Origin of the sequence: Anaerostipes faecis (assembly GCF_910574135.1) — a bacterium.
GTDB lineage: Bacteria > Bacillota > Clostridia > Lachnospirales > Lachnospiraceae > Anaerostipes > Anaerostipes hominis.
Genome location: NZ_CAJSYK010000016.1, coordinates 25,445 through 51,484, shown reverse-complemented (window position 1 = coordinate 51,484; position 26,040 = coordinate 25,445). Strand labels below are relative to the sequence as shown.

The 26,040-nt window shown below is 40.5% G+C and carries 24 protein-coding genes; 10 read left to right on the top strand and 14 right to left on the bottom strand.

The window, feature by feature from the left end:
- The first annotated feature begins 279 nt into the window (after positions 1–279).
- Positions 280–921, top strand: a complete 642-nt coding sequence (locus tag QGT46_RS11550; RefSeq protein ID WP_148459831.1) for a PD-(D/E)XK nuclease family transposase — start codon at positions 280–282, stop codon at positions 919–921.
- Positions 922–993: 72 nt separating this feature from the next.
- On the opposite strand, the gene QGT46_RS11545 is transcribed toward QGT46_RS11550, so the two are convergent.
- A complete protein-coding gene (locus QGT46_RS11545; RefSeq protein ID WP_148459814.1) occupies positions 994–4,584 on the bottom strand; it encodes a LamG-like jellyroll fold domain-containing protein in 3,591 nt (1,196 codons plus the stop codon).
- Positions 4,585–4,904: 320 nt separating this feature from the next.
- Here QGT46_RS11545 and QGT46_RS11540 point away from each other — a divergent pair, with 320 nt between their 5' ends.
- Positions 4,905–5,765 carry an Rpn family recombination-promoting nuclease/putative transposase gene (locus QGT46_RS11540; protein WP_148459815.1) on the top strand — a complete coding sequence of 287 codons (861 nt, stop codon included), beginning with the start codon at positions 4,905–4,907 and terminating at the stop codon, positions 5,763–5,765.
- Positions 5,766–5,825: 60 nt separating this feature from the next.
- On the opposite strand, the gene QGT46_RS11535 is transcribed toward QGT46_RS11540, so the two are convergent.
- The 12 genes from QGT46_RS11535 to dnaA all read right to left on the bottom strand — a co-directional run bounded on the left by QGT46_RS11535 (position 5,826) and on the right by dnaA (position 18,019).
- The gene (locus tag QGT46_RS11535) at positions 5,826–6,344 is read right to left on the bottom strand and encodes an MFS transporter (protein ID WP_235824656.1); all 519 of its coding nucleotides are present in this window, start codon (positions 6,342–6,344) and stop codon (positions 5,826–5,828) included.
- 35 nt (positions 6,345–6,379) lie between these two features.
- Positions 6,380–6,475: a hypothetical protein gene (locus QGT46_RS17005; RefSeq protein ID WP_330655835.1), complete on the bottom strand. Its 96-nt coding sequence runs from the start codon at positions 6,473–6,475 to the stop codon at positions 6,380–6,382.
- A gap of 9 nt (positions 6,476–6,484) precedes the next feature.
- Positions 6,485–7,111, bottom strand: coding sequence for a hypothetical protein (locus QGT46_RS11530; protein ID WP_330655834.1), 627 nt, complete (start codon positions 7,109–7,111; stop codon positions 6,485–6,487).
- A 258-nt stretch (positions 7,112–7,369) separates the two neighbouring features.
- Positions 7,370–7,978 (bottom strand): DUF4867 family protein, encoded by a 609-nt coding sequence (locus QGT46_RS11525; protein WP_024729046.1) that lies wholly within the window; start codon positions 7,976–7,978, stop codon positions 7,370–7,372.
- Between the two features lie 76 nt (positions 7,979–8,054).
- The gene (locus tag QGT46_RS11520; protein ID WP_148459816.1) at positions 8,055–8,615 is read right to left on the bottom strand and encodes a Fe-S-containing hydro-lyase; all 561 of its coding nucleotides are present in this window, start codon (positions 8,613–8,615) and stop codon (positions 8,055–8,057) included.
- Positions 8,616–8,627: 12 nt separating this feature from the next.
- Positions 8,628–9,470, bottom strand: coding sequence for a fumarate hydratase (locus tag QGT46_RS11515; protein WP_024729048.1), 843 nt, complete (start codon positions 9,468–9,470; stop codon positions 8,628–8,630).
- Between the two features lie 93 nt (positions 9,471–9,563).
- Positions 9,564–12,050, bottom strand: coding sequence for a DNA gyrase subunit A (gene gyrA / locus QGT46_RS11510; protein ID WP_024729049.1), 2,487 nt, complete (start codon positions 12,048–12,050; stop codon positions 9,564–9,566).
- Between the two features lie 15 nt (positions 12,051–12,065).
- Positions 12,066–13,988 carry a DNA topoisomerase (ATP-hydrolyzing) subunit B gene (gyrB, locus tag QGT46_RS11505; protein WP_024729050.1) on the bottom strand — a complete coding sequence of 641 codons (1,923 nt, stop codon included), beginning with the start codon at positions 13,986–13,988 and terminating at the stop codon, positions 12,066–12,068.
- 9 nt (positions 13,989–13,997) lie between these two features.
- Positions 13,998–15,083, bottom strand: a complete 1,086-nt coding sequence (gene recF, locus QGT46_RS11500) for a DNA replication/repair protein RecF (protein WP_024729051.1) — start codon at positions 15,081–15,083, stop codon at positions 13,998–14,000.
- Between the two features lie 11 nt (positions 15,084–15,094).
- Positions 15,095–15,304 (bottom strand): RNA-binding S4 domain-containing protein, encoded by a 210-nt coding sequence (locus QGT46_RS11495; protein ID WP_148459817.1) that lies wholly within the window; start codon positions 15,302–15,304, stop codon positions 15,095–15,097.
- 13 nt (positions 15,305–15,317) lie between these two features.
- Positions 15,318–16,421 (bottom strand): DNA polymerase III subunit beta, encoded by a 1,104-nt coding sequence (gene dnaN / locus QGT46_RS11490; protein WP_024729053.1) that lies wholly within the window; start codon positions 16,419–16,421, stop codon positions 15,318–15,320.
- A 254-nt stretch (positions 16,422–16,675) separates the two neighbouring features.
- A complete protein-coding gene (gene dnaA / locus QGT46_RS11485) occupies positions 16,676–18,019 on the bottom strand; it encodes a chromosomal replication initiator protein DnaA (protein ID WP_024729054.1) in 1,344 nt (447 codons plus the stop codon).
- A 429-nt stretch (positions 18,020–18,448) separates the two neighbouring features.
- On the opposite strand from dnaA, the gene rpmH reads away from it, so the two are divergent.
- Genes rpmH through rsmG form a run of 8 tightly spaced genes read left to right on the top strand, consistent with a single transcriptional unit; the run spans position 18,449 to position 25,032 of the window.
- Positions 18,449–18,583 (top strand): 50S ribosomal protein L34, encoded by a 135-nt coding sequence (rpmH, locus tag QGT46_RS11480; RefSeq protein ID WP_006568113.1) that lies wholly within the window; start codon positions 18,449–18,451, stop codon positions 18,581–18,583.
- Positions 18,584–18,635: 52 nt separating this feature from the next.
- Positions 18,636–18,983, top strand: a complete 348-nt coding sequence (rnpA, locus tag QGT46_RS11475) for a ribonuclease P protein component (RefSeq protein WP_024729055.1) — start codon at positions 18,636–18,638, stop codon at positions 18,981–18,983.
- Positions 18,980–19,222: a membrane protein insertion efficiency factor YidD gene (gene yidD / locus QGT46_RS11470; protein ID WP_024729056.1), complete on the top strand. Its 243-nt coding sequence runs from the start codon at positions 18,980–18,982 to the stop codon at positions 19,220–19,222. The genes rnpA and yidD overlap by 4 nt, the downstream gene beginning before the upstream one ends.
- The gene (locus QGT46_RS11465; RefSeq protein ID WP_024729057.1) at positions 19,219–20,214 is read left to right on the top strand and encodes a YidC/Oxa1 family membrane protein insertase; all 996 of its coding nucleotides are present in this window, start codon (positions 19,219–19,221) and stop codon (positions 20,212–20,214) included. Before yidD ends, QGT46_RS11465 begins: the two co-directional genes overlap by 4 nt.
- A gap of 1 nt (position 20,215) precedes the next feature.
- On the top strand, positions 20,216–20,998 hold the full coding sequence (gene jag / locus QGT46_RS11460; protein WP_024729058.1) for an RNA-binding cell elongation regulator Jag/EloR: 783 nt from the start codon (positions 20,216–20,218) through the stop codon (positions 20,996–20,998).
- A gap of 55 nt (positions 20,999–21,053) precedes the next feature.
- Positions 21,054–22,427: a tRNA uridine-5-carboxymethylaminomethyl(34) synthesis GTPase MnmE gene (gene mnmE, locus QGT46_RS11455; protein ID WP_148459818.1), complete on the top strand. Its 1,374-nt coding sequence runs from the start codon at positions 21,054–21,056 to the stop codon at positions 22,425–22,427.
- A gap of 2 nt (positions 22,428–22,429) precedes the next feature.
- On the top strand, positions 22,430–24,313 hold the full coding sequence (gene mnmG, locus QGT46_RS11450; RefSeq protein ID WP_024729060.1) for a tRNA uridine-5-carboxymethylaminomethyl(34) synthesis enzyme MnmG: 1,884 nt from the start codon (positions 22,430–22,432) through the stop codon (positions 24,311–24,313).
- 8 nt (positions 24,314–24,321) lie between these two features.
- Complete coding sequence (gene rsmG / locus QGT46_RS11445; RefSeq protein WP_024729061.1) at positions 24,322–25,032, top strand: 16S rRNA (guanine(527)-N(7))-methyltransferase RsmG; 711 nt, start codon at positions 24,322–24,324, stop codon at positions 25,030–25,032.
- On the opposite strand, the gene QGT46_RS11440 is transcribed toward rsmG, so the two are convergent.
- Positions 25,029–25,979 (bottom strand): alpha/beta fold hydrolase, encoded by a 951-nt coding sequence (locus QGT46_RS11440; RefSeq protein ID WP_148459819.1) that lies wholly within the window; start codon positions 25,977–25,979, stop codon positions 25,029–25,031. The two genes, rsmG and QGT46_RS11440, sit on opposite strands and share 4 nt — an antisense overlap.
- Between the last annotated feature and the right edge of the window lie 61 nt (positions 25,980–26,040).

Here is a 26,040-nt window from a genome sequence, read left to right as displayed (position 1 = left end):
TGTGCAGTGGCTTCTTTTTATGAAATAATTAATTTTTTTCCTCAACTAAAAAGTACTTAGAGAAAGAATTAAGTTGATTGTATTTAGTTTAACCTAGTCCGTATAAAACTTCAATTGAATATTTTACGGACTTGTTTGAAAAATTTACGAAATCTATTTTTTTCTAATATTTTACAATTCAGCAATGTTATTGTAAAATTATAGGTGATATTAAAATTTTTGTCCATTCATGATAAAATAAAGGAGAACACAAAAAATGATTATGCTTTTACACAAGTAATGAAAAACCCTAAGATACTAAAAGGATTTCCTGGCAGTATTCTTGGCTTTAATCAATTTCCAGATACTGACTATTTTTATTCCTCCTTTCATATGCGGGAGGATAACAGACAGTCTTTGTACAGTGACCAATGGGAGATCCATGTCATTGAATTAAACAAACTTGGGGCTTCCCATGTACAGCCAAAGCATACAAAACTTTATCAATGGGCGCGTTTTATATCTGCTGAAGGAGATGAGGAACGTAAAATGCTAGAAAAAGATTGTTATATTGAAGAAGCTATCAAAGAACTTAAGCAGCTGGAACGGGACCCTGAACGTATGGATGAATATCTGTTTCGTCAGAAAAATTTATCAGATTATGCAATGCAGATGAAAGTCAGCAGAGAAGAAGGAAAAGAGGAAGGAATGAAAGAAGGGAGAAAAGAGGGAACAAAGACCGGACAGTATCTCAAATTAATTGAACAGACAGAGAAAAAATTGAGAAAAGGAAAATCGGTCGAAGAAATAGCAGATGCCCTGGAAGAATCTCCTGAAATCATTTCCACTATATGTCGCCTGATCGAAGCTCATCCCGCTTTTCGAAAGGAAGATATCCTGAAGTCTCTTTTGGATGAATCATTATTCTTAAACCAGCCTTAATATACCTTTATAAATTTTTAAAAGCAAAAAATCCTGAAAATGATAAATCACTTTCAGGATTTTTTATTGTTTTTATTTCAGTTTTAATGTTTTAGAAGAAGAATAACTTCCGTAAATATTCTTATCTGCCTTCTTGTATGCCCGGATCTTGAATGTATACTTCCTGCCTTTCTTAAGTTTTGTCTTCGTATACTTGGCTGTGGAGCCTTTTGTGATTGTCTTGACTCTCTTATATTTTCCATTTCCGGTCTTCATGTAGATTGCATAGCCGGAAGCACCTTTTACTTTCTTCCAGCTTAATCTTATCTTTGTTTTAGATGCTTTTTTTGCTTTTAATCCGGAGACTTTGCCCGGTGCTGTAGCTGTTTTTAATTTAGTATAAACACCGTAATAGGAAATTCCTCCGTCAATCTTTTTCACACGGATCTGATAAGTATAGATGGTTCCTGACTTTAATTTTTTATCGGTATAAGATGATGCTGATGAACTCAGTGTCTTGATCTTATCATATTTTTTCTTACTGCTGTTATAGCGGTACAGTTCATAGGAAGATATACCTGAAGCCTTGTTCCAGTTTAATTTTAGTGACGAAGTCTTATTGGAAGAAGATTTAAGTCCAGTGACTCTAGATACCTGTACTGCCTTTAATCCATCCATCGCTTTTTGGATTGCCCCTATATGGACAGCAGCCTGACTTTTTGTAAGAGAAGGATTCTTAGCAGCTTCCCCTGCCGCTTTTAATGCCTTCTGAAGCTGGTCAAAGCTTGCCTTCGTATACCCCTGCTGTTTGATCTTTTCTGCTGCCTGGATGACAATCTTTAATCCGTTGGTATTGGAAGTATCACCTTTTACTTCAAGCCCGGCCAGCGCATCATAGAATGCTTCTTCCGCTGCTTTTTGTTCTGCTTCTGTCGGATAAGTCAACGATTCCAGTTTCTGGGCCGCCTTTTTCAAGGCCGCAAAGCTTTCTTCTGTATACTTCGTTCCATTCAGCTTTTTGACTCCATTTATCATCTCTTTTAATGTTGCAAGCTGTGACTCGTTCTCTACAGCTTTTTGACTGAAAGCTCTGTTGTAAACTTTGATATTATCAAAGGAACCGTTGAAATATTTATCTCCGCTATAAAAAGATTTTCCCAAATATGCGGATAAATTCTTTCCCAATTCGGAAATGGACATTTTCGTATTTTCATTTGTTCCTGTCAGTACATTATTTACATATACCTGCATCTTCGGTCCGTCAAAGACAACTTTTACATTCTGCCACTTTCCTTTTGTACTTTCTTCGAGATTCTGATCAACACCGTTCTCTCCATTCCAGGAATTACTTGTGATCACACTTTTCACTTGTTTTCCGGCAAGTTTTAAGAACATATACTTCTTATCTGATTTTCCTAAACCAAAAGTAAAATAAGCTCCGGAATCCATCTCCGGTTTTACGTCCATAGAAATGGTCATCTTATTTCTTCCTTCAAATAGACTGGATGGAAGCTGTGCAAAGGTGCCGTCTGTACCGTCAAGTTTCAGTACATTAGATTTAGAATCGGAATCTTTCTCTATTTTTGCATTTGCCTTTAACTCGATGTCTTTTTCCCCGTCCTCAAAATTATATTCTGCAATTGGGGCCTGTTTAGATTCTTCCACCTTTTCCTCGGCGACATCTCCCCATTTTTTCATGACGGCATTATATTCTTCATTGGTTACCTGGATTGGGGTGCCGTGCCGCGCTCTGGACGGCATTTTATATGCGCTTTCAGGCTTTGTAAATACTCCGCTTGAGAGATCTTCTGTCACAACAGGATAGTATCCGCCCCCACCGAAATTATCAAGAAGCAGACACCACTTATTCTGTCCGATAAATTTAAACATAGTAGGCCCTTCCACCCACTGGTTTGCATTTAAAGAGTCTGATGAAATATGCTCCCAATCTCCATTTAAAAGAGTTTTGCTTCTCTCTATAAATATTGTTTTAGTCTTAGCATTCAGTTCATTATTAGAACTTCCCTCATTTTTTGTATAACGATAATAATATCCATCAGCTTCATTGTATGATATTGTTGTATCTATACTTGACTGATTTTTTTCAATAAACACCTTTGGTTCTGTAAATGTATAAAAATCTCTTGTCTTAGAGTAGTATAGTTTTTGTTTTCCATAGTTATCATCAGAGGTTTTGGAAGCCCAATAAACAATATATTCCCCTGTCTTTTCATCATAAGTAGCTTCCGGTGCCCAGGTACATCCGGCTTTATCTGAATTTACTTTAACCATCCTCTGCTCAGACCAGTTCACAAGATCTTTGGACTCCCATACCATAAGACATTTGCTTCCTTTTGTTTGAGCATCACCCCATTTGTCTCCGCTTTTACCATTGATCTTCAGGTCCGTAGCGATCATATAAAATTTATCGCCTTCATGGGAACGGATAATATATGGATCACGCACTCCCTTATCACCAAGATTAGAAGTAAGTACCGGATTATTTTCATTCAGATCGTTCCAGTTTAGTCCGTCACGGCTTGACGCAAAATAGATCTGCTCGCCATCATCATAACCCTCTCCTGCAAAGTAAGTAAAGAAATATCCTTTCATATCAGCTTCCGTCAGTTTCTTTGCAGCTTTTTTTACAGTCAGTTCATATGTCTTATCTGTACTTTTTCCGTCTCTCGTAAACGTAGCTGTCAGAGTAACTTTTTTATCTGCGTCAGAAGGACGGTTTACAATTCCTGCCGGAACGGCATCATAATTTTCATTTGCTGTTTCCTTTGTAGAAATAACAGATTCATCAGAAGATTTCCATGAAATTTTTGTTCCGCTGGATGTTACTTTCTTTAGAGTTACATTGCCCCTGATATCATCTCTATCAGGAATCGCTGCCTCCTGAACATCACTCTGCTCAATTTTTTCAGAAACACGGTCAGCTGTCTCTTTTTTTGCATCCTTTTCACTTGTTGCAGTATCTTTAACAGCAATATGATCATAGACACCGTTTAAAAGAAAATTTGTATTATAGGATCGTGCAATCTTTCCTGTTATTCCGTCCATTTCACTTAACTTAAAACCTATTTCAGTCTGGTCTGATACTTTTTCTCCATTCATATAGACAGTGACCAGCCCGCTTGTCTCATTCTCGGTGTAAACCAAAGCTACAGAACACCATTTTCCTGTTTCTGCTTTGTTATTCAGATCCACCGTGTGTTCAGAAGTACCGCCTTCACATGCCCCGTATCCAAGCTTTCCTGACTGTGGCAGAATACGAATATTTCTACTGTCAGTTCCGATAACGAAAGCAGCTATTTTATCTTTTGTGTCATCACCAAATTCTGAAACTTTTATGTCAGACAGCAGAGTAAAATCAGTTTTTTTGAACAAAGTTTCCGGATTCTTAAATTCTGCGTGTCCCTTATTTTGATTATTATAGCCCGCTGTGATCTCCAGCATTTTTCCGGAATTATCATCATCAATCAATTTTGCACCCTCAGTAAGGGTTAACCCATCCTTATCTTCCAACGCATCACTTTGGGTTACTGTCTGACTTGCTTTTGCCACACTTTTCACTGCCGCCTGTCTGGCCGATTCGTTTGCAAACACCCCTTGTGCAGGTATGGAACCGGTAAAAACCATGGCGAACATCATAACTGCTAAAACTTGACTCTTTTTCATCAAACTATAATGCTCCTTTCCTCTTGACTGTCCTTTTTGTTTCTTTGTCCTATTATCCTACCTTGTCTTGTATTGCTGTTCAATTCTGTTTCTTACGAACTTTTATTGATAATTTACGAATTTATACACATAAAATACAAAACTTATTATTTATTTTGAATTTGTTCTATTTTTTTATGGGTACTAAAATAATTGCGACAGACAAATGATGAATGAGAATTTATGTAAAAAATTGACATTATAGTGATTATATTGTAAAATAATAGATATTATTGAAATAATTGTTCTTTCATGATAAACTATAGGAGATAAAACAAAAGATGAGAAAAAATATTTTTGTATCTTTAAAAAACGACTATGCTTTCACTCAAGTTATGAAACAACCTAAAGTCTTAAAAGGCTTTTTGAGCAGTATCCTTCACATTCAACCAGAAAAAATCGGAAATATTCATGTAAAAGACCGGCATTTGCCTAAGGATATTCCGGAAGACAAATTATCTATTCTGGATCTATACACAATTGTTGAAGACATAGGGAAGATTAATATCGAAATGCAGGTATTACCCTATGCATATTGGGACAGAAGGGTATTTTCCTATTTGTCAAAAGTTTATACACAAGATTTAAAATCAGGGCATACTTATGATTCATGTTCTAAATCAATACATATCAGTATTCTTGGATTCAATCAGTTTACGGATACCAATTATTTTTACTCTTCCTTTCATATGAGGGAAGATCAACGATATACTCTATATAGTGACCAATGGGAAATCCATGTAATTGAATTAAAAAAGCTGAACAAATCTGAAGTAAAAGATAATCATAAAACCCTATATAAGTGGGCATGCCTTATCAGTGCAGACAGAGAGGAGGAACGTATGATAATTGAGAAAGATCCCTATATCGAGGAAGCCGTCAAGGAACTGGAAAAACTAGAACGTGATCCGAATCGCATGGATGAATATCTCTTCTGTCAGAAAAATCTATCCGATTACGCTACACAGATGAAGTTCAGCAAAGAGCTGGGAAAAACTGAAGGAAGGGCTGAAGGTGAGTATATGTTTGCATCTCTGATGCAGAGATTATTTCTGGATGGAAGAATTGAAGATGCCCGGCTTGCTGCCGGAGATGAGAATATGAGAATAAAACTTTATAAGGAATATCATTTAATAAAATAATATGCATATAAAAAGGTAAGACAACTACAGAAATATTAGTGTCTTACCTTTTTATCTATTTTAAGCTTTCTTTTCTCTCCTGGCTTTCAAATCCTTCTGTACAGTCGGATAAATTTTATCAATTCCCAGGAACAGGTACCAGATGACGAGTACCGCCACAGTGATAATCAGAGGCATATACAGAAACAGCGACTTGATCGCAAAGATTGCGGAAGCACTCTGAACTGCTGCAGTCCCATCGTAGCTTCCTGCTGCCAGAATCCATCCCAATGCCGCATGTCCGATTCCCTGGAAAACCAGCCCTGCATAGAGAAACGGAAGTGAAGTCGGCATCAGAATTTCCAGTATTAATCCGGCTCCGTAAAAGGTAAATCCTGCAATCAAAGCCTTGATCTTACCAAACTTCTTTGTAAATACAGGGATTAAGAGTATCGTCAATATAGTAGGTATGTAGTTAAACAGAGTCATTGTACTGTTCAGATATTCATTTCCAAGGACATACTTTGCATAATAGATTCTTGATCCGGATGTCAGTCCCAGAGACACATAAATAACTGCAAATGCCAGAGTAATTAAAATAAAATATTTATTTCTGCATAATACTTTGATCGTCTTTAACGGATAAGATTTCTGTTTTGTGTCTTTTCTCCGTTTTCATCAAACAGTTCTTCCGGACGATAGCTTAATAACCATTCTTTCAGCTGATCCATATGTTCCGGCTATTCCATCGTCATCGGCATCGGATCGCTGCCCTCTACGAAGTATGGCTTCCATCCGCATCCCTCGAAGAATTTTTCCAGTTCTTCATGAGAAATTCTTGAGAAGACTGTCGGGTTGCTGATCTTATATCCGTTTAAGTGAAGGATCGGAAGTACGGCTCCGAAAGAATGTGCCAGTGAATAACCGAGTTCTCCTCCTTCATGGATAGATCCCGGTGTCTCTGGTGCAACGTGGCTTGAAATTCCTCCCGGGAAAGAAAACTGTTTGAACAGTTTTTTCATTCCTTCGATATCACGGCTGACATTTGGGTAAACTTCGCTGTAAGTTCCTTCTAAGTAAGCATTGGCAACCATAAAGTTTCCGCCGTGACCAGGTCCTGAGCTATAAATCATGTCCAGGTCATACTCTTTAATCAAACGGTTTAAGTGGGTATAGATAAAGTTCTGTCCCGGCACGGTTCCCCAGTGTCCTACGATTTTTTTCTTAATCTGTTCTTCCGTCAATGGTTCACGAAGCAGAGGATTATCCAATAAATACAGCTGTCCGGCAGACAAGTAGTTTGCAGCACGCCAATACGCATCCATCTTCTGAAGCAATTCATCGGATATATTCTGATTGTCTTGCATGATTTCTCCTTTCGATTTTAAGAGCTCTAAAAATAAACAACAAGTGTTAAAAAGGGAATTTGTTAATAATTTCAAAGAACGTCCGAGCATGACGTTTTTGTTTATTATTTAACGAAGAAAACAATAATACTTGTTGCTTGTGTGCGCAACTTGTTTCTCTTAAAATCCAGATAAATCGTCAAATTCTAAAAAAACATAAAAGAATCAAAAAAAACAGCACCAAATTAAATTTGATGCCGTTACTGGTCCTGACTTCTATTATACTGCTTCTGTATCACCCTTGAGCCCGTAAAACGCCCCTTCAATATCGGAATCTTTATGAGCAATCAGCCACTTGTTCCTTGCAAACAGAATCTTATCCTTTTCCGTCCTTACTTTCATACAAAATGGTTCACTTGTATGTTTTGGTGCAATACAGATAAGCTTAAACCCATATCCGTTTACATTGCATGGAGCACAGTGAAGTACGCCGCAGTTTAACTCCACGGCTGTGCCCTTCGGGACAAAAAACGCTTCCATTCTGGATGTATGATACTCGTGGGTTGGTTCGATATCCTGGCTCAGACCCAAGTACATAACACAGTCTGTCGCTGCAATATGTATGACTTTCGATTTGTGATACTCTACTCCATGGATTCTGTGATTATGTCCGCTCATATAACCAATCTGTACCGGAAGCTCATGAAACAGTTCGCACTGAATCTTATGACACACCGGCATTTTCTCCATCTCTTCGACGGACAGCTGTTCTTCCAGATATTTTGAAGCCGTTATACGGTCCATATACTGTTTCAGCTGGCTAAAATCAAAATCTTCTATTATTCTCCCATATTTTTTAAATTCGGGGTCAAAAATATACCTTAACATATTATCTGCTCCTTCTTGTCTTTCATTTTTTAAGTATTTGTGAAGTACAAGTATAGTGTTGACAATATTTTAAAGATTATTCCAAAAATTTTGCTTTATAATCTTCAACTGCCGTTTCATACAAATTATTCCCAAGGCTGTCGATCACAACGATTACCGGAAGATTCTCAACTTCAAGCTTCCGAATTGCCTCTGTTCCCAAGTCTTCATATGCAACAACTTCAGATTTTTTAATGCACTTTGACAAAAGTGCTCCTGCGCCCCCTACTGCTGCAAAATAGACTGCGCCATTTTCTTTCATGGACTCGATCACATCCATAGACCTCTTGCCTTTTCCTATCATACCCTTTAGTCCAAGAGAAAGCATACACGGGGTATATTTATCCATGCGGCTGCTGGTCGTAGGTCCTGCCGAACCGATCACCTGGCCTTCCCTTGCCGGTGTGGGTCCGAGATAATAGACAATCTGATTTTTTAAGTCTACCGGCATCTCCTTTTTCTCCTCTGCCGTTTCATACAGTCTTTTATGAGCCGCATCTCTTGCAGTATAAATCATCCCAGTCAAATAAACATAATCTCCTGCCCGCAGATTTTTCAGTTCACCGGCTCCGGCAGGCACTGTTACATATTTATTCATCTCTCTAACTCCTTATAAAACCCGATGTACATGGCGGTTGACATGACAGCATATATTTACGGCAAGAGGCATTCCTGCTATATGTGTCGGATAAGTCTCAATATTTACTCCGAGGGCAGTGGTGCTGCCTCCGAGTCCGCCCGGCCCGATTCCGAGCTGATTGATCTCCTGTAAGAGTTCTTCTTCCAAGGTACGAATATGTTCTTTTTCAGATCTCTGATCAAGGTTTCTGGTCAGAGCTTTTTTTGCCAGAAAAGCTGCTTTTTCAAAGCTTCCCCCAAGACCGACTCCGACGACCATCGGCGGACACGCATTTGGTCCTGCATCCTTCACGGCTTCCAAAACAGATTTCCTGACACCTTCCGCTCCGTCTGCCGGTTTCAGCATAAATACCCGGCTCATATTTTCGCTTCCAAATCCCTTGGGAGCCACTAAAATTTCAAGTTTATCCCCGGAAACGATGTCGATATGCACAATCGCCGGTGTATTATCTTTCGTATTTTCCCTGATCAGAGGATCTTTTACGACAGATTTTCTCAGATATCCGTCTTTATATCCCTGTCTGACACCCTCATTGACCGCATCGTGGAGATCCATACCTTCAATGTGCAGATCCTGGCCGATATTCAAAAATACAACAGCCATCCCCGTATCCTGACAGATCGGGATCTGTTCTTCTTCGGCAATTTTCATATTTTCATTGAGCTGGCAGAGGATCTGCTTTCCCAGCGGAGTCTTTTCTGCCTCTTTTGCACTTTTCAGCCTGCACTTCATGTCTTTCGACAAGGTCAGGTTGGCTTCAATACACATGTCCCTGATACTACGGATAATCTTATCTGTATGGATCGTTCTCATATTTCCTCCAAAAAATTATTCTCATCCACTCTTTATCTGTGATACGCGAAGTCAGAACACAGACTCCTGACGCCATGTTCTGACTTTTGATCTTTATTCTGTTTTTTCTTCTGAAATTTCGCTTTCTTCTTCCACTTCTTCATCCCGTACTTTTGCCAGGCTTGCTACAATCACATTGTCGTCTACATTCATGAGTTTGACTCCCGATGTATTCCGTCCAAGCATAGAGATTCCCTCTACTCCCATCCGGATCACGACACCTTCCGTAGTGATCATCATAACTTCATTTTCTTCATCCACAGCCTTCACTCCGACCACATCTCCTGTTTTCTCTGTGATCTTGTAGCAGCGGATACCCTTTCCGCCTCTATGCTGAGAAGTAAATTCGGTCATGGCAGTCCGTTTGCCCATTCCATTTTCAGATACAAACAGCAATGCCTCTCCCTGGGAATTCAGCTGCATGCCGATGACTTCATCGTCTCCGTCTAAGTTGATTCCCCTGACACCCATCGCCGTACGTCCGATAGATCTGACATCTGTCTCATGGAACCTGATACACTGTCCGTTCTTTGTCACAAGAAATACATCCTGGTCATTGTCCGTAAACTTCACTTCGATCAATTCATCATTTTCTTTCAGCGTAATCGCCAAAAGTCCTGTCTTTCTTATATTTGCATACTCCATGATCGGTGATTTTTTCACGATTCCGCTCTTAGTAGCCATAAACAGATAATGATCCTCTTTATACTCATTGATCGGAATCACCGCTGTTATCTTCTCCTCCGGCTGCAGCTGAATCAGATTCACAATCGCCGTTCCTCTGGCCGTCCGGCTGCTCTCCGGTATCTCATAGGCTTTCAGCCGGTACACCCTTCCCATATTTGTAAAGAACATAATATAGTGATGGGACGTTGTCATAAACAATTCCTCGATATAGTCCTCATCGATGGTCTGCATTCCCTTAATACCTTTTCCGCCTCTGTTCTGGCTCTTGAAGGTGTCTACTGTCATACGCTTGATATATCCAAGTTTTGTCATAGTAATGATCGTATTTTCCCTTGGAATCAGATCCTCCATGGAAATATCATCTACATCAAATCCAATAGAGGTTCTTCTCTCATCCCCATATTTATCACGGATCAAAACCAGCTCATCTTTGATCACTCCCAAAAGTAGTTTCTCATCTGCCAGAATTGCCTTTAATTCTGTGATTTTTGCCATGAGCTCATTATATTCTTTTTCAAGCTTGGCGCGCTCCAAACCGTTCAAAGCCCGCAGTCTCATATCCACGATTGCCTGTGCCTGTGCGTCGGTCAGGGCAAAACGCTCCATGAGCTGTGTCTTCGCCTCTGTGATATTGGCAGCTGCCCGAATGATCTTGATGACTTCGTCAATATTGTCCTGAGCAATGAGCAGACCTTCTAAAATATGTGCCCGTTCTTCCGCCTTATTCAGCTCATATTTTGTCCTTCTGGTCACAACGTCCTTCTGATGTTCCAGATAATAATTTAGCATATCAAACAGATTCAGGATCTTAGGTTCATTGTTTACCAACGAAAGCATGATAACTCCAAAAGTATCCTGCATCTGGGTATGTTTAAACAGACGGTTAAGGACGACATTCGCATTGGCATCCCTGCGCAGCTCAATACAGATTCTCATACCGGTACGGTCAGATTCATCCCGTATTTCTGTAATACCGTCTACTTTTTTATCTTTTACAAGCTCTGCAATCTTCTGAATGAGTCTCGCTTTATTGACCATGTACGGAAGCTCGGTAACCACAATTCTTTGTTTTCCGTTGGCCATCGGCTCGATATCCGTAACGGCACGGACTTTAATCTTTCCGCGTCCCGTCCGGTATGCCTGGCTGATGCCCGCTTTTCCTAAAATCGTCGCTCCAGTCGGAAAATCCGGTCCTTTTACGATATTTAATAACTCTTCTATATCTGTAACCTGGTTTCTCTCCACCTGATCATCGATGATTTTTACAACCGCATTGATCACCTCTGTGAGATTATGAGGCGGAATGTTTGTTGCCATTCCGACCGCAATTCCCTGTGTACCGTTGACTAAAAGATTCGGAAACCTTGACGGCAGCACCTGGGGCTCTTTTTCCGTCTCATCGAAGTTCGGAATAAAGTTGACCGTATCTTTTCCGATATCGGCCAGAAGTTCCATGGAAATCTTGCTGAGCCTTGCCTCCGTATAACGCATGGCAGCGGCGCCGTCTCCGTCTACAGAACCAAAGTTTCCGTGGCCGTCTACCAGAGGATACCGGGTAGACCACTCCTGAGCCATATTGACCAATGCCCCGTAGATAGAACTGTCACCGTGAGGATGATATTTACCCATGGCATCCCCGACGATACGTGCACACTTACGGTGCGGTTTATCCGGTCCGTTGTTCAGTTCGATCATCGCATAAAGGATTCTCCTCTGAACCGGCTTCAGCCCGTCCCTTACATCAGGAAGGGCCCTTGCAGCAATAACGCTCATGGCATAATCAATGTAGGAATTCTCCATTGTCTGCTTCAGATCAACGTCATGAACTTTATCAAAAATTGTATTCTGGTCCATATATTATATTCCTTCCTATACGTCCAGATTCTGGACATATTTTGCATTGGCTTCAATAAACTCACGCCTTGGTTCCACCTGATCACCCATCAGTGTCGTAAAGGTCAGGTCGATCTCAGATGCGGAATCCTCGTCGATGGTTACCCGAAGCAGTACTCTCTTATCCGGGTCCATGGTAGTATCCCAGAGCTGTTCCGCATCCATCTCGCCCAGACCTTTATAGCGCTGGATCTTGTTGTTATTGTCTCTGCCTATCTCATTGACAATATTGTTCAGTTCCTGATCAGAGTAAGCATACCAGAACTTTTTATTTCTCTCCACCCGGTAAAGTGGCGGCTGAGCCATGTATACATATCCCTCCTTGATCAGATCCGGCATGAACCGGTAAAGGAACGTAAGGAGAAGCGTTGCAATATGGGCTCCGTCCACATCGGCATCCGTCATGATGATGATCTTATGATACCGTAATTTCTCAATATCAAAATCGTCGTGTATGCCTGTGCCGAAGGCTGTGATCATTGCCTGGATTTCTTTATTCATCAGAATTTTATCGAGTCTGGATTTCTCTACGTTAAGGATTTTTCCCCTCAGAGGAAGGATAGCCTGGGTTGCACGGGATCTGGCCGTCTTTGCAGAACCTCCCGCAGAATCACCCTCGACGATATAAATCTCACAGTTTTCTGGGTTTTTGTCGGAACAGTCCGCTAATTTTCCAGGCAGGCTGAATCCGTCCAAAGCCGTCTTTCTTCTGGTAAGATCTCTGGCTTTTCTGGCAGCATCTCTGGCCCTCTGTGCCAAAACCGCTTTCTCACATATAATCTTTGCAACTGCAGGATTTTGTTCCAGAAAATAAGTGAGCTGCTCATTGACAATGCTGTTGACTGCGCCTCTGGCTTCGCTGTTTCCAAGCTTTTGTTTTGTCTGTCCCTCAAACTGAGGCTCGCCAAGCTTAATGCTGATGACGGATGTAAGCCCCTCACGGATATCTTCTCCGGAAAGATTACTCTCGTTTTCCTTTAGCAGTTTATTCTTTCTTGCATAATCATTAAATGTTGTTGTCAGCGCATTTTTAAAACCGGACAGATGGGTTCCCCCTTCCGGCGTAATAATATTATTTACAAAGCTTAAAGAGTTTTCATTATAGGAATCATTATGCTGCATGGCAACTTCTACATAAACACCGTCTTTTTCTCCTTCGCAATAAATAACCTGGTCATACAGTGCTTCTTTTCCTCTGTTTAAATAAGTGACAAACTCTTTGATCCCGCCCTCATAGTGGAAAATCTCCTGTACAGGTTCTTCCTGACGGTCATCTGTGAGAATAATCTTCAGATTTTTTGTCAGGAATGCTGTCTCACGCAGACGCTGTCTCAAAACTTTATATTCAAACAATGTTTCTTCAAAAATTGTATCATCGGGCAGAAAGCTTACCTCGGTTCCGTTTAATTCAGTCTCTCCCACAACCTTCAAAGGATAGCACACTTTTCCCTTTTCGTAGCGCTGATTATATATTTTTCCATCCGTATGGACATTGACTTCCAGCCAGTTAGACAGCGCATTTACTACGGATGATCCTACGCCGTGAAGTCCTCCGGAAACCTTATATCCTCCGCCTCCGAATTTTCCTCCCGCGTGAAGAATCGTAAATACGACTTCCACACTGGATACGCCCTTTTTCTTATTGATCCCTACCGGAATACCCCTTCCGTTATCACGCACTGTAACAGAATTATCTTTGTTCAGTGTCACATAAATCGTATCACAGTAACCTGCCAGTGATTCATCGACCGCATTGTCCACAATTTCATATACCAAATGATGAAGCCCTTTGGCGGATGTACTTCCAATGTACATTCCGGGCCTTTTCCGTACAGCTTCCAGTCCCTCCAGGATCTGAATCTGATCCGCACCATATTCTCCTTTTTTCTCAGTGCCCATACGTTCCTCCTAATTTTCTCTGACAATTTTACCTGATTTGACCTGAAACATTTTGTCAATCTGCAGATGACTGTTAATAAATTCTTCCAGTCCCGTGCATGTGATCAAAGTCTGAATGTCTTTAATACTGTCCAAAAGATAATTCTTCCGGCTGCTGTCCAGTTCTGACAGCACATCATCCAAGAGCAGAATCGGTGTCTCTCCGGTCTGCCTTTTTACTAACTCAATCTGAGCAAGTTTCAATGAAAGGGCCGCTGTCCTCTGCTGCCCCTGTGACCCAAATCTGCGGATATCAATTCCGTTTACCAGAAATTCAATATCATCGCGGTGAGGTCCTGCCCCTGTGGAAGCATATTTTAAATCAATCTCTCTCTTTCTCTGTAAAACGGTCAGAAATTCATCATAGTTTACACTATAATCATATTTCAAAACAATTTTTTCTTTTTTTCCCGTCAGATTCTTGTGGATCTCCCTGATGATCTCGTTGAGATCCTCTATAAATTTCCGGCGGTATCGGATAACCTCCGATCCATATTTGACAAGCTGGAGATCCCAACTGTCTAATGTATCCAAAAGTTCACGCTGGTAAACCAGCTGCTTTAACAGGTTATTCCTTTGTGCCATCACCTTGTTATAGCTGGAAAGCTGATGAAGATACATTTTTTCAAGCTGTGAAAGCTCGATATCTAAAAACTTTCTCCGCTCAGAAGGCCCGTTTTTTATAATACTCAGATCTTCCGGCGAAAAAAATATGACAGGGACAAAGCCAAGAAGATCACTGGATCTCTTGATGGGTATCTGGTCAATAGCCGCACCCTTTGTCCTGCTCTTTTTCAGATGCATGTCAATCTGGTGTCCGATGTCCTGTTTCATCAGATGAATCCTTATATGGGATTCATTTTCTCCGAAACGGATAATCTCCTTATCCTTACTTCCGCGGTGGGACTTGGTCGTTGCCCCCAGATAAACTGCCTCAAGGATATTCGTCTTTCCCTGTGCATTATCACCGTACAAAATATTGGTGCCGCTGGAGAACTCAATGATCAGACGGTCATAATTCCGATAGTTTTTTAACTCTAAAGACTGAATATACATAAGTCACCCGACTATTTCACGATTTTTACAGCCTGTCCGTCAAATTCGATGACTTCTCCGCCGTACAGTTTTTTTCCCCTTCTCGTGTCAATCTCTCCGTTGACACTGACCAGTCCGTCTTGAATGACGATCTTTGCCTCCACCCCGGAACTTACAAGACCGGCAGCCTTTAATGCCTGGCCGAGTTTTATATACTCTTCATTCAATTTAATCTGCTCCATCAAGATTTCCTTTCTAGTGATTGAAATTTACCGGAAGTATTAAGTAAATATAGGATTCGGAATCATCCTTGATAAAGCAAGGCGCTTTCGGATTAACAAGGTAAATGTTGATTTCCTCGTCGTCAATGACACGCAGTACATCCATCAAAAATTTCGGATTAAATCCGATCAGAATATCCCTTCCCTCTTTCTGAATCAGTATATTTTCCTCCATAGATCCAAAGAAAGATGAAATACTCAGTTCCAGGGAATTATCTGTAATATTGATAACAATAGGTTTCTTGTCAGATTCTCTGATCAAAAGACTGGCACGGTCAATACAGTCCAAAAATTCCTTTTTGTTAATCGTGATTTTAGTCTCATAATCACTGGACAGCATCTGACTTATCTTATAGTATTCCCCTTCCAAAAGTCTTGAGACAACTCTGGTCTGATCAAATTCAAATAAGATATGCTTATTCGTTACATAAATTATAACATCTTTTTCTGCATCACCTGAAATAATTTTTGTAATTTCCTGAAGTGTCTTTCCTGGAACGACAACTTTAAAGGAATCATAACTCTCTTTTAATTCAATATTTCGGATGGAAATCCTGTGTCCATCTAATGATACAACATTTAATTTTTTGTCTTCAACCTCAAACAGCTCTCCTGTCATAAGTTTATTATTTTCATTATCAGATATGGAAAATATTGTTTGTCTGATTACTTCTTTTAGAGTAAACTGTGACAAAGTGATGCTTCTTTCTTTTTCAATCTCCGGAAGATAAGGAAATTCTGATCCTTCCTGTCCCACAATATGAAAACATGCTTTTTCACAAGTGATAGTTGCTTTGTAATCAGAATCGGTTTCGATTGTAACATCATTATCCGGCAGTTTTCTGACGATCTCAAAAAATAACTTGGCATCCAGAGCGATTTTTCCCTGTTCTAAAATGTTTCCTTTGATGTTTGTCTCAATGCCCAGTTCCATGTCATTAGCAGTCAAAGTAATCGTACCGGCACTTGCCTCCATGAGAATGCATTCAAGAATAGGAAGTGTTGTCTTATTGGAAACGGCTTTGGATACGATGCTGACACCGGAAACCAGGTCGCTTTTATTACAAACGATTTTCATATTGTGTATAACTCCTTTCAGGTTCAAAAATACTTAAATATATATTAAAAATCCGCAGTATAAGCCGTAGGGGCTGTGGATTTGTGAATAACCCTGAAAAACGGCTTAATTTAAGGCTGAATCAGGGTTAATAACTTGTTAAAAAGCCACGGATAAAGCTTTCATAACTTGAAGGTTATCAACAAGCCTGAAATTAAGGTTTTCATTATCAACACAAAAGGCACAGGTTATCCACAAGATTCTGTGTATAAGCCTTATGATGGGTTCATTTTTTTTATAATAACGTCAAGGGTCGTGGATAAAGAAGAATCTCTCTGTAAATCCTTCTCAATCTTCTCTGAACCATGAATGACCGTAGAGTGGTCTCTTTTTCCGAGGTATTCACCGATCTTTACAAAAGATGTATCCGTAAGCTTCTTGCACAGGTACATACAGATCTGCCTTGGATATGCGATGTCATGGCTTCGTTTTTTTGATATAATATCAGCCGGCTGGATGTTAAAATGTTCAGCCACCGTAGTGATGATCAGATCTGGTGTAATTTTTACAACAGTATCGTTGTCCACAAGGTCTTTCAGGGCAATTTTAGCCAAATCAAGATCAATCGGCCTCTTTTCGAGTTTGGAATATACCCTGATCTTGTTCAGTGCTCCTTCCAGTTCTCGGATATTTGATTTAATGTTTGAAGCTATGTAGTCAAAAATAGCATCGTCGATATAAATGTGGTCCAGCTCGGCTCGTTTTCTTAAGATCGCAATTCTTGTCTCATAATCAGGGGGCTGGATATCTGCCGTAAGACCGCATCCAAAACGGGTTCTCAAACGTTCTTCCAAAGTCTCGATTTCTTTCGGAGGCTTATCGGAAGATATGATAATCTGGCTTTTGGAGTTGTAAAGGGCATTAAATGTATGGAAAAATTCCTGCTGAGTGCTGTCCTTACCTATTATAAACTGAATATCATCAATCAGCAGAACGTCGATGGTCCTGTATTTGTTTCTGAGTTCTTCCTGTTTGTTATGATGAATCGCATTGATGACTTCGTTGGTGAAATCTTCACTGGTCACGTAAAGGACCTTGAGCTTGCTGTTATTTTCCATAATGTAATGGGCGATAGAGTGCATCAGATGGGTTTTTCCCAATCCGGCGCCGCCGTATAAAAAAAGCGGATTATAAGCTTCCGCCGGAGCTTCTGCCACGGCAATGCAGGCGGCATGAGCCATTTGATTGTTTGTTCCGACGACGAAACTGTCGAACGTATATCTTGGATTTAAATTATTAGAATCCTGAAGCTGGGTATCCGTGCGGGATGCAGGAGCCTTTTTCTTCTTAGCTTCTTCCAGAACAAAAGAAATTTCGTATTTTTTACCTGTTATATCCTGAATGGCCAGAGAAATATAAAAGTCATACATCTTACTCTCAATAAAATGTATGCCTCTGGCATCAAAATTACTGTTCAATGACAAAACAATCTGATCGTCGTTCACTTCTTTAATATTGAGGGGTTTAATCCAGGCGTTGATGGCAGCACTTGAAATATCGTGTTCCTGTTCAAGTTTTAACAAAACGTCATCCCAGATCGCTTCGATTTTTTTCTTCATTGATTTTTACGGACCTCTTTCTAAATAAGTTTAAAAAAATATACTATTACTAGTGTATAACAAAAGAATTTTTTTTTCAATGTTTCTTTCATATAATAAGTACAATCATAATACAATATATGTTGCCTGTGAAAAACTGTGGATAAATTTATTCACAAAATAAACACTAGGAAATATCAGGGGTTTCGACACATATAAACATATGATAAACAAATATTTCACATAGTTTTCCACAAGTTATCCACAAATTGTGTATAACTTTTTAGAGTCCTACAATATCTATGGATGGAATAACTTTATCGCAAAAAAACATAGAATTCTCTTGACTTATGCAGGTGACTTTGACTATAATAGGAGTGATGTTTTTTAGACAATATATGGTTTCATATATAAAATTACTATTTTTTGATTAAGGAGGTGTTTCTAGACATGAAAATGACATTTCAGCCAAAGAAAAGACAGAGATCTAAAGTTCATGGTTTCAGAAAGAGAATGAGCACTGCTAACGGAAGAAAAGTTATTAAGAGCAGAAGAGCAAAAGGAAGAAATAGATTGTCAGCATAGGTCGCAGTGATGTGACCTTTTCTTTTCTCTAAATAATAGGGAAGGAAAAGATATGAAGCATTATCATTCGTTAAGAACAACTAAGGAATTTCAGCAGGTATATAAAACCGGTAAATCAAAAGCAAACAAATATTTAGTTTTATACTGCAGGGAAAATCAGCTTAATTATAATCGTTTTGGAATCTCTGTCAGCAAGAAGGTTGGAAACAGTGTAGTGAGACACCGGGTGACCAGGCTCCTGAGAGAGAGTTACCGGCTTCGTCAGTCAGAGTTTAAGCAGGGATTTGATCTTGTGGTCATTGCCAGAAATACGGTTAAGGATGAAGGATTTCACACGGTGGAAAGTGCTTTGCTCCATCTGATGAGTCTTCATCGTTTAAAAAGAGATGAAAAACATTGAAGAAGATTTTGATTTATTTGATACAGTTTTATAGAGCACATTTGTCTAAATTAAAAGGAAAAGGAACTTGCATTTATACTCCGACCTGTTCAGAGTATGCAGTTCAAGCACTGGAAAAACACGGCGCACTGAAGGGAAGCCTTCTGGCTGTGTTTAGAATCTTGAGATGTAACCCTTTTGCAAAGGGAGGATATGATCCTGTTCCGGAAGTGAGAAAGGTGAAAGGTAAAAAGAAATGATGTATTTGGCTCAAGCAGCCCAGGCAGGCAGCGGAGGATTATTGTCTCCGATCGTCTGGGTTTTCGGCGAGATCATGAAGTGGATTTACAATGGATTATCAGCTGTTGGTATTGAGAATCTTGGATTGTGTATTATTTTGTTTACATTGATTTCGAAATTGATTATTTTTCCGCTGACAATTAAGCAGCAGAGAAGTATGAAGATCAACCAGGTGGCACAGCCCGAAATGATGAAGATCCAGAAGAAATACCGGGGTAAGAGAGATCAGGCATCTATGATGAAACAGCAGGAAGAGATGCAGAAAGTCTATGATAAATATGGGACAAGCCCTACTGGCGGATGTGCGACTACGCTGATACAGTTTCCGATCATCATGGCTCTGTATTATGTAGTACGAAATCTGGAAAGTTATATTCCTGATATTCCTAAGAGTGCATATGAATTTATTCTTGGAATCAATATCCAGAATACACCGGGATTTAAATTGAGCATTTATCTTATTATCCCGATTTTGTCCGCTTTATTCCAATATTTAAGTGCGCGTACATCTATGGCAGACATGGATTCAGATAATCCGGCGGCAGGTATGTCAAAGAATATGATGCTGATGATGCCTATTATGTCTTTATTCATGTGTATCACTCTTCCGGTGGGAATCGGTATTTACTGGACTGCCAGTGCAGTGTTCCAGTGGGTACAGCAGATTCTGATCAACAATTACTATAATCATACAAATATGCAGAAGATCATTGAGAAGAGCAGAGAGAAAGCAGCCAAGAAGAAAGCCAAGAAAAAAGGTCCTTCTATGTATGAAAAAATGATGGGAGCTGCAAGCGGCAGCACTCCGTCAGAATCATCCCAGGATAATACGATCAGCAGTATTGCCAAAAAGAAAGTCACAAAAAACGTAGAGTATAACACAGAATCCCAGGGAGGAATTGCATCTAAGGCAAACATCGTGAAGAACCGGATGGATAAAGGGGGAAAATAAAATGGCAGTAAAGCGTTTTACTGGCAAAACGGAATCTGATGCGGTTATGAATGCGGCCATGGAGCTGGGAATTCCGAGCACAGAAATTCAGTATGCAGTGATTGATAAAGGAAGCAACGGATTTTTAGGACTCTTTAAAAAACCGGTGATCATTGAATTGACGGAAAAAGAAAAACCGGCTGAGCCTGTAAAGGAAGATAAATCTGAGAAAACAGCGGAAGCGCCGGCTGCTCCAGAAAAGAAACAGAAACAGGAAAAAACCCAGGAACAGAAGAAGACTGCCTGTGAAAACCCTAAAGAAAAGGTATATAAACGTCCGGATAATATTGATCAGATCATAAACGACACAGAAGCATATCTGGATGAAGTGTTAAAGGCGATGGGACTTGTTCCTAAACTGAATCTTTATTATAATACCACCGGAAATGTGCTGAAGATTAATGTTACCGGAGAAAAGATGGGTGCTCTGATCGGAAAGCACGGACAGACTCTGGATGCACTCCAATATCTCACAAGCCTGTTTGTGAATAAAGAAAGCGAGGCTTTTATTAAAGTAAAGCTTGATACGGAGAATTACAGGGAGCGCAGACAGGAAACTTTAGAAAAGCTTGCACTCAGCATTGCAAATAAAGTTAAGAAGACAAAAAAACCGGTTCATCTGGAGCCTATGAATCCGAATGAACGCCGTATTATCCATTCTGCACTTCAGAGAGATCCTAAGATCGTGACAAAAAGTCAGGGTAAAGATCCTTACCGCAGAGTGGTTGTCATGCTGAAAAAATAATGAATTTGGGTTGCCTTTTGCGGCAGCCCTTTTTTGCCTTGCGGAGGACATTGAAATGGGAACAGATACAATTGCAGCGATCGCTACACCGCTGTCCAACAGCGGAATCGGGATTATAAGGATCAGCGGGCCGGAAGCCATAGATATTGCTTCTAAAGTATTCCGCCCAAAAAGAGAAAAAGATATAAAACAGGCAGCCACTTATACGGCTCATTACGGACATGCAGTGAAGGACGAAAAGGATATCGATGAATGTATTCTTTTGATTATGAAAGGCCCTCATTCCTATACTGCCGAAGATGTGGCGGAGATTAACTGTCACGGTGGAGTTGTTATAATGAAAAAAATACTGTCCTGTATTATTGAGGCCGGGGCGAGGCCGGCAGAACCGGGTGAATTTACGAAACGGGCATTTTTAAACGGACGAATCGATCTTTCCAGAGCAGAGGCTGTGATGGATCTGATTCACTCTAAAAATGAGTTTGCCATGGAAACATCTTTAAAGCAGTTAAAGGGAAGCCTTTCTGATAAAATCCGTTCTCTGAGAAAAGAGATTGTTCACAGTGTGGCGTTCATTGAATCCGCTTTAGATGACCCTGAGCATTACTCTGTGGATGGATTCTCTGAACAGCTGAAAATACAGGTAGAACATGCGAGAGATGATATTCAGAAGTATATTGATTCTTCCGACAACGGACGTATATTGAAAGAAGGCATTCACACGGCAATTGTCGGAAAACCCAATGCCGGGAAGTCTTCAATATTAAATGTTTTGCTGGGTGAAGAAAGAGCCATTGTTACAGATATCGCAGGGACTACAAGGGATACTCTGGAAGAGTCTATCCAGATTAACGGAATTCCGCTGAATGTCATCGATACGGCGGGAATACGGTATACAGAAGACGTTGTTGAGAAGATCGGTGTGGATAAAGCGAGAGATTCGGTGATAAAAGCGGATCTCGTCCTCTATGTTGTGGATACTTCGGTTCCCCTGACAAAAGAAGACGAAGACATTATGAAGCTTCTTACGGGAAAGCAGGTCATTGTGCTGTTAAATAAATCAGATCTGGAAACAAAAGTTTCTGAAAGTGAATTTCTTCAGAGAGGATTTCAAAATATCGTTCCGGTATCGGCAAAAAGTCTTTATGGTCTTGAAGATCTTTATGAGAGGATCAATGATCTTTTCTTTGACGGAAGGGTATCGTTTAATGACGAAGTATATATTACAAATATGAGACATAAGAAAGCGTTGTCAAATGCAAAGGACAGCCTTGACCTGGTTCTTAAAAGCATAGAGGACCGGATGCCGGAGGATTTCTTTTCGATTGATCTTATGAATGCTTATGAGGAGCTTGGATATATTATTGGGGAGTCTGTAGGTGAGGATCTGGTAAATGAAATATTTGCAGAATTTTGTATGGGTAAATAGAGATGAAAAATTTAGAAGAATTTTATGATATTGTAGTAGTGGGTGCAGGTCATGCAGGCTGTGAGGCGGCATTGGCCTCTGCACGCCTCGGATTTAAAACAATCTGTTTTACGGTGAGCATGGACAGCATAGCTATGATGCCGTGTAATCCAAACATAGGAGGAAGTTCTAAGGGACATTTGGTAAAAGAAATAGATGCTCTTGGCGGCGAAATGGGCATTAATATAGATAAGACTTATATTCAGTCCAAAATGCTGAACCGCTCTAAGGGTCCTGCCGTTCATTCCCTCAGGGCACAGGCGGACAAAAAGATGTATTCGATGGCTATGGCACAGACTATGGGAAATACAAAAAATCTGACTGTCAGACAGGGAGAAGTGACACAAGTTCTCACACAGGACGGTAAAGTTACGGGCGTGAAGACTTACTCGGGTGCTGTTTATCATGCGAAAGCAGTGATCCTCACAACAGGTACTTATCTAAAAGCAAGGTGTATTTATGGAGATGTGAGCAATGAGACGGGACCTAACGGTCTTCAGGCCGCCAATTATCTGACGAAGTCTCTGAAGAAACTTGGAATCGAAATGCGCCGGTTTAAGACTGGAACTCCGGCCAGAATCGATAAAAACAGTATTAATTTTGATAAGATGGAAGAACAGTTCGGAGATGAAAAAATTATTCCGTTCAGTTTTACAAATACAAGAGAAGATATAGAGAGAGATCAGATCTCCTGCTGGCTTACTTATACAAACGAGGAGACACATGAGATCATCCGTGAAAATATCGGACGTTCCCCATTATTTTCAGGCGCCATTGAGGGTACGGGTCCCCGGTATTGTCCTTCTATTGAAGATAAGATTGTAAAATTCCCGGATAAGAACAGGCATCAGGTATTTATCGAACCTGAGGGTGAATATACGAATGAGATGTATGTGGGAGGAATGTCCAGTTCTCTGCCTGAAGACGTCCAGTATGCCATGTATCGCAGTGTAACGGGGCTTGAGAATGTTAAAATCATCAGAAATGCATATGCTATCGAGTATGACTGTATTAATGCCACGCAGCTGAAGCCGTCGCTGGAATTTAAGGAAATCGGGGGGCTGTTTTCGGCAGGACAGTTCAACGGAAGCTCTGGATATGAAGAGGCAGCAGCCCAGGGACTGATCGCAGGGATTAATGCTGTAAGAATGCTAAAGGAAAAGGAACCGCTGGTCCTTGACCGTTCTCAGGCTTATATCGGCGTTCTGATTGATGACCTTGTGACAAAAGAGACGAGCGAACCGTACCGGATGATGACTTCCAGGGCAGAATACAGGCTTTTACTGAGACAGGATAATGCGGATCTCCGCCTTTCAAAGATAGGATATGAAGTGGGACTTATCGGTGAGGAGAGATATCAAAAGCTGATGGAGAAAGAAGCGCTGATAGAAAAAGAAATCAAACGGCTTAACCGTGTAAATGTCGGGGCTTCAAGAGAAGTTCAGAATCTGCTTACGGGATGTCAGAGTACGGAATTAAAGTCTTCTGCCACTATGGCGGAACTGATCAGGAGACCGGAGCTCACTTATGACATGCTGGCACCCATTGATCCGAACAGGCCGGAATATCCTGAGGATGTGAGAGAACAGGTCAATATTAATATTAAATATGAAGGTTATATTAAACGCCAGCTTTCTCAGGTGAAACAGTTTAAGCGTTTAGAGAAAAAGAAAATTCCCGAGGGAATCAGGTATGAAGAAATAGGAAACTTAAGGATTGAAGCGGTACAGAAGCTGTCTAAGATTCGTCCTGCATCTATTGGACAGGCATCCAGGATTTCCGGGGTATCCCCTGCAGATATTTCGGTACTTCTTATCTTTTTGGAACAGCTCGGTCAAAGGGCTTAGGAGTGTATATGATTAGTTTAAGAGAAAAAGCAGAAGAGTTAGGCATTACATTGACAGACAGGCAGCTGGCTCAATTTGAAACATATTATGAACTGCTGACAGAGAAAAATAAGGTTATGAATCTCACCGCGATTACAGACAGAGAGGATGTTATACTGAAGCATTTTGTGGACAGTGTGGCATTGGTGAAGGCTGAGTGTGGATTCTCTTCACAAAAAGTTCTGGATGTGGGGACGGGAGCAGGGTTTCCAGGAATCCCTTTAAAGATTGCATTTCCCGAATTAAAGATTGTACTTTTGGATTCCTTGAACAAGAGAGTTAAATTTCTGGAGGGAGTGATCGATGCGCTGGAACTTCGTGATATCAGGGCAATTCATGGAAGAGCAGAGGATTTCGCCAGGAAAAAGGAATACCGTGAGCAGTTTGACCTGGTTGTATCCAGGGCAGTTGCTAATTTGAGCACGCTTTCGGAGTATTGTCTTCCATATGTGAAGGTATCCGGAATGTTCCTTCCTTATAAATCCGGCAGGATCGAAGAAGAGATGAGAGAAGGAAAGAATGCAGTACATCTCTTGGGAGGAAAAATCGAGGATGTTGTGTCATTTGTACTTCCGGGTACAGATATGGAGAGGACTATTCTTAAAATAAAAAAACAAAAGGCAGCCCCAAAGCGCTATCCGCGCAAAGCAGGGCTGCCGTCAAAAGAGCCTATCCGTTAAAAAAAGATCTTGCAGGCTTTCAGGACTTCATCCGTATTTTCCAGATGGGGCAAGAGTTTTGAGCCTTTTATAAAATGATATTCTATAGAAGGGTTCAACACCTGGTACTGTTCAATGGTGTTCTCGGCTTCCGGGGCATGGTCTCCCATGAGAAAGTAGATACTGTGGTTTAAGTTTTTTATGGATGGGATTAGATTACAGTTCAGGTAGTCCGAAATGAGGCTTGCATATAAATATTTTGTATCTGATCCACATTTGTGAGCGGATTCATGACAGATATCCACATATTTCTGCTTAATGTCCTTGGGTCTGTGGAAATATTCCCGGGCAAGTTTTTTCTGGATCATGGGCCTGCTGTGAAGGATATTGTAAGTGAGTGTGCCGATGATCGGCAGTTCAATAAAATACTTGAGTACTTTCTTGCGATTCCCGGGATAACGCCCCGCCTTCGTCATATTTTCAGGATTGATCATCATGAGGCGTCTGAAGTTCCTCGGTTCTGTGTAGCATGCCAGGAAACTCAGGGATGATGAATTGCCGCTGGCGATAATATCGGTCTTCGTGCCAATTATATTTTTGATAAAATCGTTGATGAGCTGAACATAAAGGTAGCTTGTATAAGTGATCCGGGGCTTGTCGGAACGGCCGCATCCAAGGAGGTCCAAGGTATAGACGGTATGTGATTTGGAGAGTTCTTCCTTTATTTTATGAAATTCCAGTTCAGAACTGCAGTTGTTCAGGTCATGAATGAGGAGAATCGGAGAACCGGTTCCATGTTTTGTATAGTATATATTGCCAAATCTCCAGGAGTAAGTATTGCCGTATTTGGAGAACAAAGCGTCTCTCATGGAGGATAATGAGAAGACAAGTTTATTTATCAGATATACACATATTGTTGATACAGTTGTAATGGTGGCCAGATTTCGCAGTTTTTTGTAGAAACGCATACAGAGTCTCCTTTCTAATTTATTACTATTATTATATGACAAACAATGATTTGATACAATA

What these genes read in the sequence shown, in the direction of transcription:
- QGT46_RS11440 (WP_148459819.1), bottom strand. Translation starts at nt 25,979, where the DNA reads ATGCGTTTCTACAAAAAACTGCGAAATCTGGCCACCATTACAACTGTA.
- gyrA (WP_024729049.1), bottom strand. Translation starts at nt 12,050, where the DNA reads ATGGACCAGAATACAATTTTTGATAAAGTTCATGACGTTGATCTGAAG.
- gyrB (WP_024729050.1), bottom strand. Translation starts at nt 13,988, where the DNA reads ATGGGCACTGAGAAAAAAGGAGAATATGGTGCGGATCAGATTCAGATC.
- mnmE (WP_148459818.1), top strand. Translation starts at nt 21,054, where the DNA reads ATGGGAACAGATACAATTGCAGCGATCGCTACACCGCTGTCCAACAGC.
- QGT46_RS11495 (WP_148459817.1), bottom strand. Translation starts at nt 15,304, where the DNA reads ATGGAGCAGATTAAATTGAATGAAGAGTATATAAAACTCGGCCAGGCA.
- QGT46_RS17005 (WP_330655835.1), bottom strand. Translation starts at nt 6,475, where the DNA reads ATGGATCAGCTGAAAGAATGGTTATTAAGCTATCGTCCGGAAGAACTG.
- QGT46_RS11545 (WP_148459814.1), bottom strand. Translation starts at nt 4,584, where the DNA reads ATGAAAAAGAGTCAAGTTTTAGCAGTTATGATGTTCGCCATGGTTTTT.
- jag (WP_024729058.1), top strand. Translation starts at nt 20,216, where the DNA reads ATGGCAGTAAAGCGTTTTACTGGCAAAACGGAATCTGATGCGGTTATG.
- rnpA (WP_024729055.1), top strand. Translation starts at nt 18,636, where the DNA reads ATGAAGCATTATCATTCGTTAAGAACAACTAAGGAATTTCAGCAGGTA.
- QGT46_RS11515 (WP_024729048.1), bottom strand. Translation starts at nt 9,470, where the DNA reads ATGAGAACGATCCATACAGATAAGATTATCCGTAGTATCAGGGACATG.
- dnaA (WP_024729054.1), bottom strand. Translation starts at nt 18,019, where the DNA reads ATGAAGAAAAAAATCGAAGCGATCTGGGATGACGTTTTGTTAAAACTT.
- rsmG (WP_024729061.1), top strand. Translation starts at nt 24,322, where the DNA reads ATGATTAGTTTAAGAGAAAAAGCAGAAGAGTTAGGCATTACATTGACA.
- QGT46_RS11525 (WP_024729046.1), bottom strand. Translation starts at nt 7,978, where the DNA reads ATGTTAAGGTATATTTTTGACCCCGAATTTAAAAAATATGGGAGAATA.
- mnmG (WP_024729060.1), top strand. Translation starts at nt 22,430, where the DNA reads ATGAAAAATTTAGAAGAATTTTATGATATTGTAGTAGTGGGTGCAGGT.
- rpmH (WP_006568113.1), top strand. Translation starts at nt 18,449, where the DNA reads ATGAAAATGACATTTCAGCCAAAGAAAAGACAGAGATCTAAAGTTCAT.
- QGT46_RS11530 (WP_330655834.1), bottom strand. Translation starts at nt 7,111, where the DNA reads ATGCAAGACAATCAGAATATATCCGATGAATTGCTTCAGAAGATGGAT.
- QGT46_RS11465 (WP_024729057.1), top strand. Translation starts at nt 19,219, where the DNA reads ATGATGTATTTGGCTCAAGCAGCCCAGGCAGGCAGCGGAGGATTATTG.
- QGT46_RS11540 (WP_148459815.1), top strand. Translation starts at nt 4,905, where the DNA reads ATGAGAAAAAATATTTTTGTATCTTTAAAAAACGACTATGCTTTCACT.
- dnaN (WP_024729053.1), bottom strand. Translation starts at nt 16,421, where the DNA reads ATGAAAATCGTTTGTAATAAAAGCGACCTGGTTTCCGGTGTCAGCATC.
- QGT46_RS11550 (WP_148459831.1), top strand. Translation starts at nt 280, where the DNA reads ATGAAAAACCCTAAGATACTAAAAGGATTTCCTGGCAGTATTCTTGGC.
- recF (WP_024729051.1), bottom strand. Translation starts at nt 15,083, where the DNA reads ATGTATATTCAGTCTTTAGAGTTAAAAAACTATCGGAATTATGACCGT.
- QGT46_RS11520 (WP_148459816.1), bottom strand. Translation starts at nt 8,615, where the DNA reads ATGAATAAATATGTAACAGTGCCTGCCGGAGCCGGTGAACTGAAAAAT.